This window comes from Mesorhizobium sp. C120A, from assembly GCF_030323105.1.
Lineage (GTDB): Bacteria > Pseudomonadota > Alphaproteobacteria > Rhizobiales > Rhizobiaceae > Mesorhizobium.
On the sequence record NZ_CP100476.1, the window covers coordinates 6,463,965 to 6,478,190 of the forward strand.

Below are 14,226 nucleotides of genomic sequence, written 5' to 3' on the forward strand. Positions count from 1 at the left end.
GAGGGGTGCATGCGTCCAAACGCGCTTGATTTGCGTGATGGGGCGCAAATAGGCATCGCGCCGCCCCGGATCAAGCGTTTTGAGAGCAAGCGCCTGGAGATCAAGCGCCCAGACACCAGGCCAAAACCGCCTTCTGGGCGTGGAGCCGGTTCTCGGCTTCGTCGAAGACCACCGAATGCGGACCGTCGATGACCTCGTCGGTGACTTCCTCGCCGCGATGCGCCGGCAGGCAGTGCATGAACAGGGCGTCGGGCTTGGCCCTCGCCATCAGCGCCGCATTGACCTGATAGGGCGAGAAGACATTGTGGCCGCGGGCGCGGTGTTCCTGGCCCATCGACACCCAGCAGTCGGTGACGATGCAGTCGGCCTGGTCGACGGCCTCTTCGGGCGAGCGGGTGAAGTGCAGCTTGCCGCCATTGGTCTTCGACCAGTCGATGTGCTTCTGCGCCGGCTCGCTGCCTTCCGGTACGGCGACATTGAGGTTGAAGCGGAACCGCGCCGAGGCCTCGAGCAGCGAATGCAGCACGTTGTTGCCGTCGCCGGTCCAGGCGATGGTCTTGCCGGCAACCGGACCGCGATGCTCCTCGAAGGTCATGATGTCGGCCATCAGCTGACAGGGATGGGTGTCGTCGGTCAGCCCGTTGATGACCGGAATCGTGGCATTCTCGGTCAGCTCGAGCAGCCGCTCATGCGACGTGGTGCGGATCATGATGGCGTCGACATAGCGCGACAGCACCTTGGCGGTGTCGGCAATGGTCTCGGAGCGGCCGAGCTGCATTTCGGTGCCGGTCAGCATGATGGTCTCGCCGCCGAGCTGTCGCATGCCGACGTCGAAGGACACGCGCGTGCGCGTCGACGGCTTGTCGAAGATCATGGCCAGCACCTTGCCTTCGAGCGGTTTGGTCCGTTCGCCGGCCTTGAGTCGCGCCTTGCGTACCACCGCATCGTCCAGGATCAGGCGCAGATCGCCTTCGGAAACGGCGGAAAGATCGGTGAAATGGCGAAGGCTCATCGGGAATGGTTCTCGGGATTACTTCGCGGCGGCCGCGGCGATGGCGTCGGTCAGGCCCTTGGCGCCGGCGCGGATGCGATCGAGCGCTTCGCCGATCTCGGCGTCGGTGACGGTCAGCGGCGGCAGCAGACGAATGACGTTGTCGCCTGCCGGCACCGCCAGCAGATGCTGGTCGCGCAGCGCCATGTTGACCTTGGTGTTGGGCATGGCGCATTTCAGGCCAAGCATCAGGCCGCTGCCCCTGATGCCTTCGATGACATCGGGAAATTCGTCGGCGACCGCCGCCAGGCCCTGCTTCATCAGCAATGCCTTGCGCTGGACGTCTTCGAGGAAGCCGTCTTCCAGCACGACGTCGAGCACAGCGTTGCCGACCGCCATGGCCAGCGGATTGCCGCCGAAAGTGGTGCCATGCACGCCTGCCGTCATGCCGACGACAGCGTCGTCGGTGGCGAGGCACGCGCCCATCGGAAAGCCGCCGCCAATGCCCTTGGCAATCGCCATGATGTCGGGCGTCACGCCGGTCCATTCATGCGCGAACAGCTTTCCGGTGCGACCGATACCGCACTGGACCTCATCGAAGATCAGCAGCAGGCCGTGCTGGTCGCAGAGCTGCCGCAGCCGTTTCAAGGATTGCGTCGGCACCGGGCGGATGCCACCCTCGCCTTGCACCGGTTCGATCAGGATCGCGGCGGTCTCTGGTGTGATCGCCTTTTCGGCGGCGTCGATGTCGTCGAAGCCGACCTGGTCGAAGCCTTCGACCTTGGGCCCAAAACCTTCGAGATATTTGTACTGGCCGCCGGCGGCGATGGTCGCCAGCGTGCGGCCGTGGAAGGCGCCTTCGAAGGTGATGACCCGGAAGCGCTCGGGATGGCCCTTGACGAACTGGTAGCGCCGCGCCGTCTTGATCGCGCATTCGAGCGCCTCGGCGCCGGAATTGGTGAAGAACACCTTGTCGGCGAAGGTGGCGTCAGCCAGCCGCTCGCCGAGCCGGGCCTGCCCCGGGATCTCGTAGAGATTGGAGACGTGCCAGAGCTTGGCCGCCTGTTCGGTCAGCGCCGAGACCAGATGCGGATGGCTGTGGCCCAACGAATTGACCGCGATGCCGCCAGCGAAATCGAGATATCGCTCGCCCTTGTCGGTAACCAGCCAGGTGCCTTCGCCATGGTCGAAGGCCAAAGGGGCGCGGGCAAAGGTCTCGTAAAGCGCCGAACCGCTCATTATATGCGTCTCCGGTACCGGAAAAATCAAAAAGCCGCCAAAGCGGCGGCCTTTGCGGCTTATCGTGTTTTTCGGCCATGAAGTCAACGAAAACGTCGCGCAGAGGCGCGCGGCAAGCTCCCGACGAGACGCCGGCTCATAAGCGACCGGGCAAGTTGGGGAAAACCTAAAAAACCGATTCGTGTTGCACCTGGGACTCTTGTCACCGAGTCAACACATGAGGTAATTGTAGTCGGGAAATAACTAGATTTCGTGCGGCGGACCTAATCACCTAATATATGTGGTGTCTGCCCCGGCAAAGATTGCCGGGTCGGGAATGGATTCCGGCTGCCGCACACTTAGCAGGAGCGCGGTCTCATGAACTGGACTGACGAGCGGGTCGAACTTCTCAGGAAACTGTGGTCGGAGGGCTTGAGCGCAAGCCAGATCGCCGCACAACTCGGCGGGGTCAGCCGCAACGCGGTCATCGGCAAGGTGCACCGGCTGAAGCTGTCGGGCCGCGGACGCTCGACCGCGACGCCGGCGCGTCAGAAGAAGACAACGCAGGGATCTTCGATCCAGAAATCGGTGCCTCGCGCCGCAACCACGCAGCGCCATGTCACGACTTCGATCGGGGCGAACGCACTGCAGGCGCAGTTCGACGCCGAGCCAGTGGCGCGCCACTACATCCGCCCGGTCGAAAACGTCGTCGTGCCGATCTCGCGGCATCTGCAGCTCACCGATCTCACCGAGCGCACCTGCAAATGGCCGAATGGCGACCCGCTGTCGGAAGACTTCAACTTCTGCGGCAACGAGGCGGCTGAAACCGGACCTTACTGCAAGTACCACGCAAGGGTGGCGTTCCAGCCGGCTTCAGAGCGGCGCAGGAGCCGGTAGTTAGGAATAGGGATTGGGGACTGGGCAGTAGGGAATGGGGTAGCGCTCGTGAGGCGCCACCTTATTCTCCCTACTGCCTACTGCCTACTGCCTACTGCCTACTGCCTACTGCCTACTGCCTACCATCACAGCCACCCACTCTTCCGAAATCGCCAATACAAAAACGAGCAGATCAGCGCGATCGAGACCAATACGACGGGATAGCCGTATTGCATCTTCAGTTCCGGCATGTCGTCGAAATTCATGCCGTAAATGCCGGCGAGCGCCGTCGGCACCGCCAGGATCGCCGCCCATGAGGCCAGCTTCTTGGTGTTCGCGGTTTCCTGGCTCTGGCCGACCAGCAGGCTGGCTTCGAAAGCGAAGGCCAGAACCTCGCGCAGGCTGTCGATCTTTTCCTGCACGGTGCGGATATGATCGGTGACATCGCGAAACAGCGGATGCATGGCGGTATGGATCTGCGGCAGGTCGGCGCTGGTCAGCCGGCGGCAGACCTCGACCAGCGGCAGCGCCGCATTGCGCAGGCGCAACAGATCGCGGCGCAGCATGTAGAGCCGCTCGATGTCGGGACCGGTCATCGGCTTCAGCAGCACCCTGTCCTCGATCGCCTCGACCTCGTCCTCGATCTGCTCGAGCACCGGCATGTAGTTGTCGACGATGAAGTCGAGAATGGCGTAGAGGACGAAATCCTCGCCCTTGGCCAGTGAGTGCGGACAGCTTTCCCAGTGCTGGCGCACGGCGGCGTATGAGGTCGAGGGACCATGCCTGACGCTGACGATATAGCCTGAGCCGACGAACAGATGCGTCTCGCCGAAGGTGACGCGTCCGTCGATCAGCTGTGCAGTGCGGGCAACGATGAACAGCGCATCGCCATATTGCTCGATCTTCGGCCGCTGGTGCGGATGTTCGGCGTCTTCGATCGCCAGTTCGTGCAGATGAAATTGCGCCTTGACGCGCAGCAGAAGCTCGCGGTCGGGTTCGAGCAGCCCGATCCAGACGACATGGCCCGACTTCTTGGCCCATTCGCCGGCTTCCTCGATCGGTATATCGGCGATGCGCTTGCCGGCGGTGTAGACGCTCGACGCGATGATGCCGGACGATGCCGGCGCCGGCTTGAACTCTCGGACATATTCCATCGCAGCCTCCTGAGCGCCTGGCCTTGGCCAGGAACCGAGACGCTAACATCCGGGCAGTTTAGCGCAATATGATTAAGCGTTCGAGGGGCGCGCGATCACTTCACCGGCAGCACCGGCAGGGCAACCTTGTCGGTCTTGTCGCCCTTGGGACGCTCGGCCGGCAACTGCTCGCCGGTGACGATGTAGTAGATCGTCTCGGCAATGTTGGTGGCGTGGTCGCCGATGCGCTCGATGTTCTTGGCGCAAAACAGCAGATGCGTGCACGGCGTGATGTTGCGCGGATCTTCCATCATGTAGGTCAAAAGCTCGCGAAACAGCGAGGTGTACATGGCGTCGATCTGGTCGTCGCGGTCGCGAACGAAGCCTATTTTCTCGACCGAGCGCGAGGCATAGACGTCGAGCACTTCCTTGAGCTGGGTCAAAGCGAGTTCGGCAAGCGCCTCGAGGCCGCGAAACAGGCTGGTCGGCTGGCGGCCGTCAATGACGCTGACCACACGCTTGGCGACGTTCTTGGCGAGGTCACCGACCCGTTCGAGGTCGGCCGAAATGCGGATGGCGCCGACGATCTCGCGCAGATCCGTCGCCATGGGCTGGCGCTTGGCGATGATGACGATGGCTTTGTCGTCGATTTCGCGCTGGCCATCGTCAAGCACGATGTCGTCACGAATGACCTTCTGGGCGAGGCCGGGATCGGCATTGACCAGCGCCTGGATCGCCTGCTCGACCATGCGCTCGGCATGGCCGCCCATCGCAGCGATGCGCTTCGCCAGGTATTTCAGCTCTTCGTCATAGGCGCTGACAATGTGTACGGACTGCATGGGCGAAATGCCTTCCTTAAATCTTTGGCCTTTTGAGTCGTTTCCTCGACCCCTGTGCTGATACGCTAGCCGGATGACAGAAAGAAGAAACAGGCAGTTAGCAGATAGTACCGCCTCAGCCTGCCGGCAAATGGACCGTGAACGCCGCGCCCTTGCCAACCTCCGACTTGATCGAAAGCCGGGCGTTGTGGCGCGTCAGAATATGCTTGACGATGGACAGGCCAAGACCGGTGCCTTTCTGCGTGCGGCTGCTCTCCACGTCGACGCGATAGAAGCGCTCGGTAATGCGCGGTATGTGCTCTTCCGGGATGCCCGGGCCATAGTCCCTGATGGTGACATCGATGCCCGGTTCCGGGCCGGCCTCGCCCCGCGCGATCGACACTGTGACGCGTCCGCCAGGCTGGCCGTATTTGCAGGCGTTTTCCAAGAGATTCTCGAACACCTGGAACAGCTCGTCGCGGTCTCCGGGCACGTCGAGCGGCCCCTCGGCGTAGTCGCGTTCGATGACGACGCCGTTCTCGCTGGCGAGCGGGCCTAGTGAATCGATGACGCTGTCGATGGTCTGGCGCAGATCGACCTCGGTTCCCGGCCTCAGGTAAGGCTTCATTTCAAGCCTCGACAGCGACAGGAGATCGTCGATGAGGCGCGCCATGCGGCCGGTCTGGTTCTGCATGATCTGCAGGAACTGCTCGCGCGCCGCCGGATCGTTGCGGGCCGGGCCGCGCAACGTCTCGACGAAGCCCGAGATTGAAGCAAGCGGGGTGCGCAACTCGTGGCTGGCATTGGCTATGAAGTCAGCGCGCATGCGGTCGATGCGGCGCGTCTCACTCTGGTCCTTGAATACCAGCACATAGAGATCGGTGGCGTGGCCGACCGAGGACGCGCTGACCCGGTAGGCCCGTTCCACCGGCAGCTTCTCGGTGTAGTCGACGGCATCGGAGGCGACGGTTCCCGACAGCACGCCGTCCAGCAAGGCCTGCATTTCCGGCGCGCGGAATTTTAGCGACAGCGACAGGCCGGGCGCGATACCGACAAAGGCGGCAAAGGCGGCGGCATTGGCGTGGACGATGGTGGCGGTGCGGTCGAAGATGATCAGCGGATCGGCAACGGCAGCCGCAAGATATTCGCCGGAAAGCCGCTGCAGCCCACTCGCCTCGATCGTGGCAATGGTCTCAGCGGACCGGCTGGCGCCACCGGTTGGCAGAAGCGCGGCGGCCAGCAGCACCGTCAACGCAGCCATGACCACATAGGCGGAGATACCGGCAAACCCATAAACGGCCATGATGGCGATCGCACCGGCGGCAAGCAGCCATCGGCTGTTCCACAGCCGGCCGGCGACGGCTTGCCCCGTGGTTGTCCGCTCTGCGCCGGTGTCAGCCATTCGTGCTTTCCGTGCTTCTGTGCCGGTCTCGCCGAAACTTCCGCTGGACCGGGTTTGAGGCCCCCCATAGCATGAGTCCGCAAGCTGGAAAGGTTCGTCTCGATGAAAAAAGCCAAGGAAAGTCCCGCCGCAGAGCCGGCAAAGGGGCCGCTGAAGATCAAGGTGGACGGCAAGGAGCGGGAGTTCGACATCGAAAACCCCGAGCTTCCCAGCTGGATCGAGGACCACAAACTGACCGCAGGCGACTACCCCTACGACAAGAAAATGAAGAGCGAGGAGTATGACGAGACGCTGGAGCGGCTGCAGATCGAACTGGTCAAGGCGCAGGCCTGGCTGCAGGCGACCGGCAGCAGAGTGATGTCGCTGTTCGAGGGGCGCGATGCCGCCGGCAAGGGCGGCACCATCTCGGTGCTGCGCCAGTATCTCAATCCTCGAACCGCGCGCAACGTGGCGCTGACCAAGCCGACCCCAACCGAAGTCGGGCAATGGTACTACCAGCGCTACGTCGCCCATTTCCCGACATCGGGCGAATTCGTCACCTTCGACCGGTCCTGGTACAACCGCGGCGGCGTCGAGCCGGTGATGGGCTTCTGCACACCGGAACAGCATGCAAAATTCCTCGACGAGACGCCGCATTTCGAGCGGATGATCTCCAATGAGGGCATCTATTTCTTCAAATTCTGGCTCAACATCAGCCGCGAGACCCAGCTCGAACGGTTTCACGACCGCCGCTGGTCGCCGCTGAAGAACTGGAAGTTCTCGCCGATCGATATTGCCGGCATCACCAAATGGGACGACTACACCAAGGCGCGCGACCAGATGGTCGAGCGCACGCACAAACAGTTCGCGCCCTGGATCATCGTGCGGGCCAATGACAAGCGACGCTCGCGGCTGGCCGTCATGCGGCGCATCCTGTTGTCACTGCCCTATGATGGGCGCGATCTCGACGCCATCGGCAAGGAAGATAAGAAGATCGTCGGCGAAGGGCCGTCGTTTCTCGAGAAGTAGAGACTGGCCTCGTAGGCAGAGGCTGAAATTACAGAGCCCACCCCCACACGGAGGTGGGCTCTGTGGCCATTGTCTAAAGCGCATCGCATTTGAACGGATTCACGCGACGCGCTTTAGGTCTTTGTTTCATGCATGTCGTTCTCTCAAAACCGGGGCCACTTTGAGCGACATGCATTAAAGCGCGTCGGGTGAAGACAGTCTCACGACGCCTGCCGCATGCCGAGCATGTGGGGGGTGCCCCTGGCCAACACCGGGGCGTGATGGTTGCGGCGCGAGCGCACGACATCCAGCGTATGCTCGTTGAAGGTCAGCAGTGTGGCGACGACCTGCTGGTTGCCATAGGTGCGCTGGTAACCGAGCGGCGTCGCCAGGAAGTGCAACTGCAGCGTCCGCAGCACCCACACCGGCTCGACCTCGATAATGACCTGATCGACATTGCGAGCAAGGCCCCATTCGACGAAGCCGGCGATCAGTTCGGTGCCGACCGTAGACACGCCGCGCTTGCCATCGCGAAAGCCTGGCGCCACCGCGTAACGGGTTAGCTCCCAGACATTCGGTCCCGAAGGGCGCTTTCCCTCGCAGAGTTCCGGCATCACATCGCTAAGGAGATGCGGCCGTGTGGTCGGCAGCATCCGATGATAGCCTGCAAGCTCGCCATTGCGGATGACAAGGTGGTGTTCGGCCTCATCATGGTCGAATTGATCGATTTCGAGGCCGTCCGGGCGATCGAGATCGGTCCACCGCATCTCATCGACGAAGACCTTGTAACGCAGGCGATGGACGGCCTCCCATAGGTCGGGACGTTCCATCAGTTGTTGAGTGGTAAGGGAAAATAGCATTAGCCGTCTCCTGGGCTTAAGAGGAAGATACGGCCGGGCTTTCCCGAAAAAATTGCGCGAAGGTGTTGGCAAGGATTTCCAGGCTGCCACAGCCGACATGGCTAATATAGCTGCGTCTAAACGCCTCCGCGATGGCGTGCGCCCTGTTGGCGACGCCGAGTCTGCTTTTGGCGTTAAGAAAGCATTAGCCGTCTCAAGAGTACGACAGGGGCCGGTCTTTTCTGAAGATATGACGCCAACAATGCGGCCATAAATTTCGGGCCGCCAGAACCGGCCTAGCTGATATAGCCGTGCCTGACTGCTTCGGCGACTGCCTGCACACGGTTGGCGGCGCCTAGTTTGCTCTTGGCGTTGAGAAGGTGTTTCTCAGAGGTATGCTCCGAGATGCCGAGGATCTGCGAAATCTCCCACTCGGATTTTCCGACCGCCGCCCATTGCAGGCATTCGCGCTCGCGCGGCGTCAATTCAATGTGATCGATAGATTTGCCGGCCGTCGTTTGAAGCTGCATGGCGCGGCCGATGGCATAGGTGGAGGCCAGCGAGACCATTGCGAATTCGGCTTCGGACAGTTCGACCGCCTCACCGCCCAGCGAGACCAGCGCGATCTGGCCTTCGAGCGTGATCAGCGGGAAGGCGAGGCCGTCACGCAGCTTGAACTGGCGGGCGTCGCGCATTACCTCGGCGCTGCTCTTGTCGGCGGGCATGCTTTGAACGGCATCGCGCCATTGGAATGGCGCCCGAAACTGCTTCAAATGGCTGACGACCGGATCGTGGTCGACGTAGTTGCGCGATAAGTAACGCTCCAGCCATTCGCTAGGCCAATCGCAGAGCAGCACATGGTCCTTCGTCTGGCTGCTTGGTGTACCGGGCTGCGGCACCGTTGCGGCTATCAGGGCCGTCAATCCGAAATTCGAGGTGACACTAAGTAGCTGCTCGCACACCGCAGCCGACGTGTCGGCACGCTGCACCCGGTCAATATATTCAAGTGTCCGGTCAAAATAACCCATCGCAACATCTACCCCATGTTGCCTACCGCTCTTGAGACCGATGCTACGTGCCTGCCCCGCACTTAGCCATCAACCCCGGATTGCAAAGCCACATCCTTAGCTTTTCTAACGCCAGCGACCGCCAACCCCAGGCCGACTCTGTGCGGCTATTTGCAACCTCGCCAAAGCATAACCCGAAATTTGCCCTTTGAAATCAAAAACAATTGTGCCTGCGCCGTTTTCGTATCACAAGCCAACGGCCAAGACGGGCGGAGTTTTTTGTGACATCACGCTGGATAACCATCGCCTTGCTGTCGATGCTGATCGGAGTGCAGCCGTTTGCCGGCGCTGTGCGGGCAGCGGAACCGCAGGTGCCGGTGCTTTGGGATGCCAAGGAGCGGCTGCCGAAGCCGGACCTTTCGGCGCTGCCGAGGCTCAGGTTCCTCACCACAACCGATTTCCCGCCCTTCAATTTTCTCGACGGCACGGGCCGACTGTCCGGCTTCCACATCGACCTGGCGCGGGCGATTTGCGCCGAACTCGACATCGCCGACAAATGCCAGATCCAGGCGCTGCCCTGGGCCGAACTCGACGACGCGTTGCAGAAGGGCGAAGGCGAGGCGATCATCGCCGGCATCGCCGCCACGCCGGAGACGCGGGCGAAGTACAGCTTTTCGCGCTCCTATCTACAGTTTCCGGCGCGCTTCATCATGCCGAAGACCAAGGCCTTCGCCGAGCCGATCCTCGACAAATTGCGCTCGAAGCGGGTCGGCGTGCTGGCCGGCTCGGCGCATGAAAAGATGCTGCGCGATTATTTCGGCACCGTGCAGATCATCCGCTTCGACCGGCCGGAAGACCTCTACAGCGACTTGAAGAGCGCCAAGATCGATGCCGCCTTCGGCGACGGCATGCGCTTTTCCTTCTGGCTGGGCGGCACGGACGCCGCCGGTTGCTGCCGCTTCGCCGGTGGACCCTACCTGGCGCCGGAATATCTGGGGTCCGGCATGACCATTGCCACCCGGGCCAGCGACCCAGCGCTGGCCGCAGCCATGGACTACGCGCTGCAGGAGATATCGGTGAAAGGCACCTTCGCCGAATTCTACCTGCGCTATTTCCCGGTCAGTTTCTTCTGATCCGGTTCTCGGTCCAGCTTTTTCTGATCCGGCCCCGGTCAGCTTCCTCTACGGGCTGGATCAGGTCAGCGTGCGCAGGCGGGCCTTCGCCCCGCGCGCGATGGCCGCGGCGGTCAGCGTGTCGAGATCGAGCTCACGCCGGATCAACTGCAGCACCCGCAATTCCTCCATGCGCATTTCGAGATCGACGGCGGCAACTTCGAAGGCGACGGCATAAGCGGTGTCGTGCAGCCGTTCGGGCAAAGTCTCGGCGACACGCTCGAGCACGCCTTCCAATCCATCCTTTTCATGCAGCATCTTCTGGCAGTCCTGCGCAATGGCGATCAGCCTGTCCTGCTTGAAATCCTCGAACACCGGCCAGCTGCGGACGACGTCGCCGATGCGCGCCAGTTCGATATCGGTCATGTCGCGATCGGAAGCCGAGGTGATGACCATCAGGTAGATCAGGGCTTCATGGGTGGACGGCAACGGCATTCAAAACTCCTTGATAGTGATGGTCGAAGGTAGGGACGCTACGGCGCCGTCGCCACGAAAATGCCTGATATCGTTGACGCTCCGCCCTGTCGCGCCTAGAGACCCGGTTGAAAAATCTTACCAGCCGCGAAAGCCGGCCATGACTGGAACTTTGACATGACGGGATCAAACATCGCCGATCTCAACCCCGAAATGCTTGCGGCAGCCGCCGAAAGCAAGGCCTGGCCGTTCGAGGAAGCCAAAAAGATTATCGAGCGCTACAAAGGCGCCGACTTTCCCGAGACCGTCCTGTTCGAGACCGGCTACGGTCCGTCGGGTCTGCCGCATATCGGCACGTTCGGCGAGGTCGCGCGCACCTCGATGGTGCGCCATGCCTTTCACGTGCTGACCGGGAACAAGGTCAAGACCAAGCTGCTCTGCTTCTCCGACGACATGGACGGCATGCGCAAGATCCCCGACAATGTGCCGGATCGCGCAGCCCTCGAGCCTTATCTTCATATGCCGCTTTCGTCGGTGCCCAATCCGTTCGGCGGCGACTATCAGAGCTTTGCCGACCACAACAACGCGATGCTGTGCCGCTTCCTCGACACGTTCGGCTTCGACTACGAATTCGCCAGCGCCACGCAGTACTACAAGGCCGGCCGCTTCGATGCGATGCTGGTGTGCGCCGCCGAGCGCTACGAGCAGATCATGGCGGTGATGCTGCCGACGCTGGGGCCGGAGCGGCAGGCAACCTACAGCCCGTTCCTGCCGATCTCGCCGAAGAGCGGGCGCGTGCTCTACGTGCCGATGAAGCATGTCGACGCCAAGGCCGGCAACATCACCTTCGACGATGAGGGCACCGAGACCACGCTTTCGGTGACCGGCGGGAAGGTCAAGCTGCAGTGGAAGCCGGATTTCGGCATGCGCTGGGCAGCGCTCGGCGTCGATTTCGAAATGTTCGGCAAGGACCACCAGACGAACGCGGTGATCTACGACCGCATCTGCAACATTCTCGGCGGGCGCGCGCCCGAGCATTTCGTCTACGAACTGTTCCTGGACGAGAACGGCCAGAAGATCTCGAAGTCGAAGGGCAACGGGCTGACCATCGACGAATGGCTGCGCTACGCGCCGACCGAAAGCCTCGGCCTCTATATGTATCAGCGGCCAAGGCAGGCGAAAAAGCTCTATTTCGACGTCATCCCACGCGCCGTCGACGAGTACTACACCTTCCTCAACGCCTATCCGCGCCAGGACTGGAAGGAGCGGCTGGGCAATCCGGTCTGGCACATGCATGACGGCAAGCCGCCTTCCATCGACATGCCGGTGCCGTTCTCGCTGCTGCTCAACCTGGTCAGCGCCTCCAACGCGCAAAACAAGGATGTGCTGTGGGGCTTCATCTCGCGCCATGCATCTGGCGTGACGCCAGCGACGCATCCCGAACTCGACCAGCTGGTCGGTTTCGCCATCCGCTACTTCGACGATTTCGTGAAGCCGACGAAGACCTTCCGGCCGGCCGACGATGTCGAACGCGTGGCGCTGGAAGCGCTTGGCAACGCGCTTGCTGGCCTGCCGGCCGGCGCCGACGGCGAAGCGATCCAGAACGCTTCGCTCAACGTGGCGCGCAAGATCGAACGCTATCAGGACCATTCGAAGAAGAGCCCGGACGGCGGCCCTGGTGTCTCGGGCGCTTTCTTCCAGATGATCTACCAGGTGCTGATCGGCCAGGAACGCGGACCGCGCTTCGGTTCGTTCGCAGCCCTCTACGGCATCGCCGAAACCCGCGCGCTCATTGAGCGGGCGCTGGCTGGTCAGCTGGCGGCGTAATTTCCGTCCCGGCCGGCGGCGTGTCTATCGCCGGGGCATCGAAGATCGGTTGCGACGCCGTCGGTGCCACAACAGGCGTTGGCGCCGGTGGCAGGCCGCCAAGATCGGGCGCGGCGCCGAAGACGCCCTTCTTGGCGGCGCGCGCCTTGTCGCCCGCTTCGACATAGGGGCCGGCTGCCGTGGCGCGCGCCCAGCCGTTTTCGACCAGCCACTGGCCGACATCCAGCTTGCCGATGCGGCATTCGGCGGCGATCAGCGCACGGTCGGCCTCCGGCGGCACCTTGCAGGCAACGGCCCGGCCGCGCAGGAAAGACCGGAACGCGGTGCGCGCCCTGATACCGCAAGCCCAGGACTTGCCGCCCTCGGTGCAGGTCTCGTCTTGCCTGACGATGTCGATGCCGGAGACCGTCACGGAATAACCATTGGCTTCGATCAGGCCGGCGGCGGCCGCGACCGGCTGGAACAGTTTTGTTCCTCCCCAGTCGTCGACCGCTCTGCGCCCACGCGGCTTGGGCGGCCCGGCCAGCGCCAGGTCGCTCAGCGGCGCGCGTGGCTCAACCCGTTCAAGTTCTTCTACCGGCAGCGGCGGCGGAGCGATGGCCTCGGGATCGATCGCCCTCGAATGCACCTGAGGCGAGTGCATCGGAGGCTTGACGGGCCGGACCTCGGGGATCGCCGACGTCGCCGGCTCCTCGGGCACGGCCTCGGTGTCCGGGTCGATCTGGTCGACGGTGATGGCGGTGCTTTCGCGATGCAGCGCGCGACCGCCGGCGACGACAATGGCGACCATCACCGGGATCGCCAGGAGGGCTATGAGGATTTGAAGCAGACGCACCGCGAGACCTACTGGCTTGCCCAGACGATCCGCGCCACCCATTCGACATCGCGCATCGCGATGTCGCGGTCCGGGTGGTCGGGGTTGAGCGAAATCAGCACGATCGATTTCGTCGTCTGGCGGTCGAGCACCTTGGCCATGACTTCGCCGGCATTGGTCTTGACGACGACGCGGTCGCCCTTGCGGGTAGCGGCGCCCGGCTCGACGATCAGCACATCGCCATTGCGGTACAGCGGCAGCATGGAATCGCCCTGCACCTTCAACGCATAAGAGGTTTCGGTCGCCCGTGCCGGAAGCTCGACAAGGTCCCAGCCCTGGCCTGAGGGATAGCCGGCATCATCGAAGAAGCCGCCGGCGCCGGCCTGGGCAAAGCCGAGCAGCGGCACCGCCGAACGCTGCGCGGCTACCGAGCCCGAAGCGGCCTTGGCACGGCCTTCGACCAGCCCGGTGAATTCGTCGAGCGAGGCGCCGGTCGCCTCGATGATCTTCGCCAGCGATTCGGTCGACGGCCAGCGCGGCCGTCCATCCGAGGACAGCCGCTTCGATTTGTTGAAAGCGGTGGAGTCCAGACCGGCTCGCCGGGCCAGGCCGGAGGCCGACAACGAATAGCGCTCAGCGAGAGCGTCGATGGCTGCCCAAACTCGGTCATGCGAGAGCAATTCGCTCTCCTCAAAACAGGAAAAAATACCTTTTCCTTCTAACGCGCG

14 protein-coding genes are annotated in these 14,226 nt (G+C 62.6%); 4 read left to right on the plus strand and 10 right to left on the minus strand.

What is annotated here, in order from left to right; genetic code table 11:
- Window positions 1-100: 100 nt before the first annotated feature.
- Both argF and NL532_RS31305 read right to left on the minus strand, forming a co-directional pair.
- Window positions 101-1,012 carry an ornithine carbamoyltransferase gene (argF, locus tag NL532_RS31300; protein WP_023828433.1) on the minus strand — a complete coding sequence of 304 codons (912 nt, stop codon included), beginning with the start codon at window positions 1,010-1,012 and terminating at the stop codon, window positions 101-103.
- 18 nt (window positions 1,013-1,030) lie between these two features.
- Entirely contained in the window at window positions 1,031-2,230 is a 1,200-nt protein-coding gene (locus NL532_RS31305) for an aspartate aminotransferase family protein (RefSeq protein ID WP_023681950.1), read from the minus strand.
- A 357-nt stretch (window positions 2,231-2,587) separates the two neighbouring features.
- Between NL532_RS31305 and NL532_RS31310 the strand changes: the two genes are divergently transcribed.
- Entirely contained in the window at window positions 2,588-3,106 is a 519-nt protein-coding gene (locus tag NL532_RS31310) for a GcrA family cell cycle regulator (RefSeq protein WP_023669627.1), read from the plus strand.
- 125 nt (window positions 3,107-3,231) lie between these two features.
- On the opposite strand, the gene NL532_RS31315 is transcribed toward NL532_RS31310, so the two are convergent.
- The 3 genes from NL532_RS31315 to NL532_RS31325 form a co-directional block, all read right to left on the minus strand.
- Window positions 3,232-4,239 carry a magnesium and cobalt transport protein CorA gene (locus tag NL532_RS31315; protein WP_023669626.1) on the minus strand — a complete coding sequence of 336 codons (1,008 nt, stop codon included), beginning with the start codon at window positions 4,237-4,239 and terminating at the stop codon, window positions 3,232-3,234.
- 95 nt (window positions 4,240-4,334) lie between these two features.
- Window positions 4,335-5,057 (minus strand): phosphate signaling complex protein PhoU, encoded by a 723-nt coding sequence (gene phoU / locus NL532_RS31320; protein WP_023696693.1) that lies wholly within the window; start codon window positions 5,055-5,057, stop codon window positions 4,335-4,337.
- 115 nt (window positions 5,058-5,172) lie between these two features.
- Window positions 5,173-6,438 (minus strand): ATP-binding protein, encoded by a 1,266-nt coding sequence (locus NL532_RS31325; RefSeq protein WP_023688695.1) that lies wholly within the window; start codon window positions 6,436-6,438, stop codon window positions 5,173-5,175.
- A 102-nt stretch (window positions 6,439-6,540) separates the two neighbouring features.
- Here NL532_RS31325 and ppk2 point away from each other — a divergent pair, with 102 nt between their 5' ends.
- Window positions 6,541-7,446: a polyphosphate kinase 2 gene (gene ppk2, locus NL532_RS31330; protein ID WP_023828434.1), complete on the plus strand. Its 906-nt coding sequence runs from the start codon at window positions 6,541-6,543 to the stop codon at window positions 7,444-7,446.
- 200 nt (window positions 7,447-7,646) lie between these two features.
- Here the strand turns inward: ppk2 and NL532_RS31335 are convergent, their stop codons facing one another.
- Both NL532_RS31335 and NL532_RS31340 read right to left on the minus strand, forming a co-directional pair.
- Window positions 7,647-8,285: an acyl-homoserine-lactone synthase gene (locus NL532_RS31335; RefSeq protein ID WP_023681954.1), complete on the minus strand. Its 639-nt coding sequence runs from the start codon at window positions 8,283-8,285 to the stop codon at window positions 7,647-7,649.
- 275 nt (window positions 8,286-8,560) lie between these two features.
- Entirely contained in the window at window positions 8,561-9,292 is a 732-nt protein-coding gene (locus tag NL532_RS31340) for a helix-turn-helix transcriptional regulator (RefSeq protein ID WP_023669621.1), read from the minus strand.
- Between the two features lie 296 nt (window positions 9,293-9,588).
- Here NL532_RS31340 and NL532_RS31345 point away from each other — a divergent pair, with 296 nt between their 5' ends.
- Window positions 9,589-10,404 (plus strand): ABC transporter substrate-binding protein, encoded by an 816-nt coding sequence (locus NL532_RS31345; RefSeq protein ID WP_050588532.1) that lies wholly within the window; start codon window positions 9,589-9,591, stop codon window positions 10,402-10,404.
- Between the two features lie 60 nt (window positions 10,405-10,464).
- Here the strand turns inward: NL532_RS31345 and NL532_RS31350 are convergent, their stop codons facing one another.
- Entirely contained in the window at window positions 10,465-10,878 is a 414-nt protein-coding gene (locus NL532_RS31350; RefSeq protein WP_023818790.1) for a tellurite resistance TerB family protein, read from the minus strand.
- 156 nt (window positions 10,879-11,034) lie between these two features.
- Between NL532_RS31350 and NL532_RS31355 the strand changes: the two genes are divergently transcribed.
- The gene (locus tag NL532_RS31355; protein WP_286487863.1) at window positions 11,035-12,684 is read left to right on the plus strand and encodes a lysine--tRNA ligase; all 1,650 of its coding nucleotides are present in this window, start codon (window positions 11,035-11,037) and stop codon (window positions 12,682-12,684) included.
- On the opposite strand, the gene NL532_RS31360 is transcribed toward NL532_RS31355, so the two are convergent.
- On the minus strand, window positions 12,647-13,519 hold the full coding sequence (locus NL532_RS31360) for a thermonuclease family protein (RefSeq protein WP_023828436.1): 873 nt from the start codon (window positions 13,517-13,519) through the stop codon (window positions 12,647-12,649). The two genes, NL532_RS31355 and NL532_RS31360, sit on opposite strands and share 38 nt — an antisense overlap.
- A gap of 8 nt (window positions 13,520-13,527) precedes the next feature.
- Window positions 13,528-14,178, minus strand: coding sequence for a S24 family peptidase (locus NL532_RS31365; protein ID WP_023681959.1), 651 nt, complete (start codon window positions 14,176-14,178; stop codon window positions 13,528-13,530).
- Window positions 14,179-14,226: the final 48 nt, after the last annotated feature.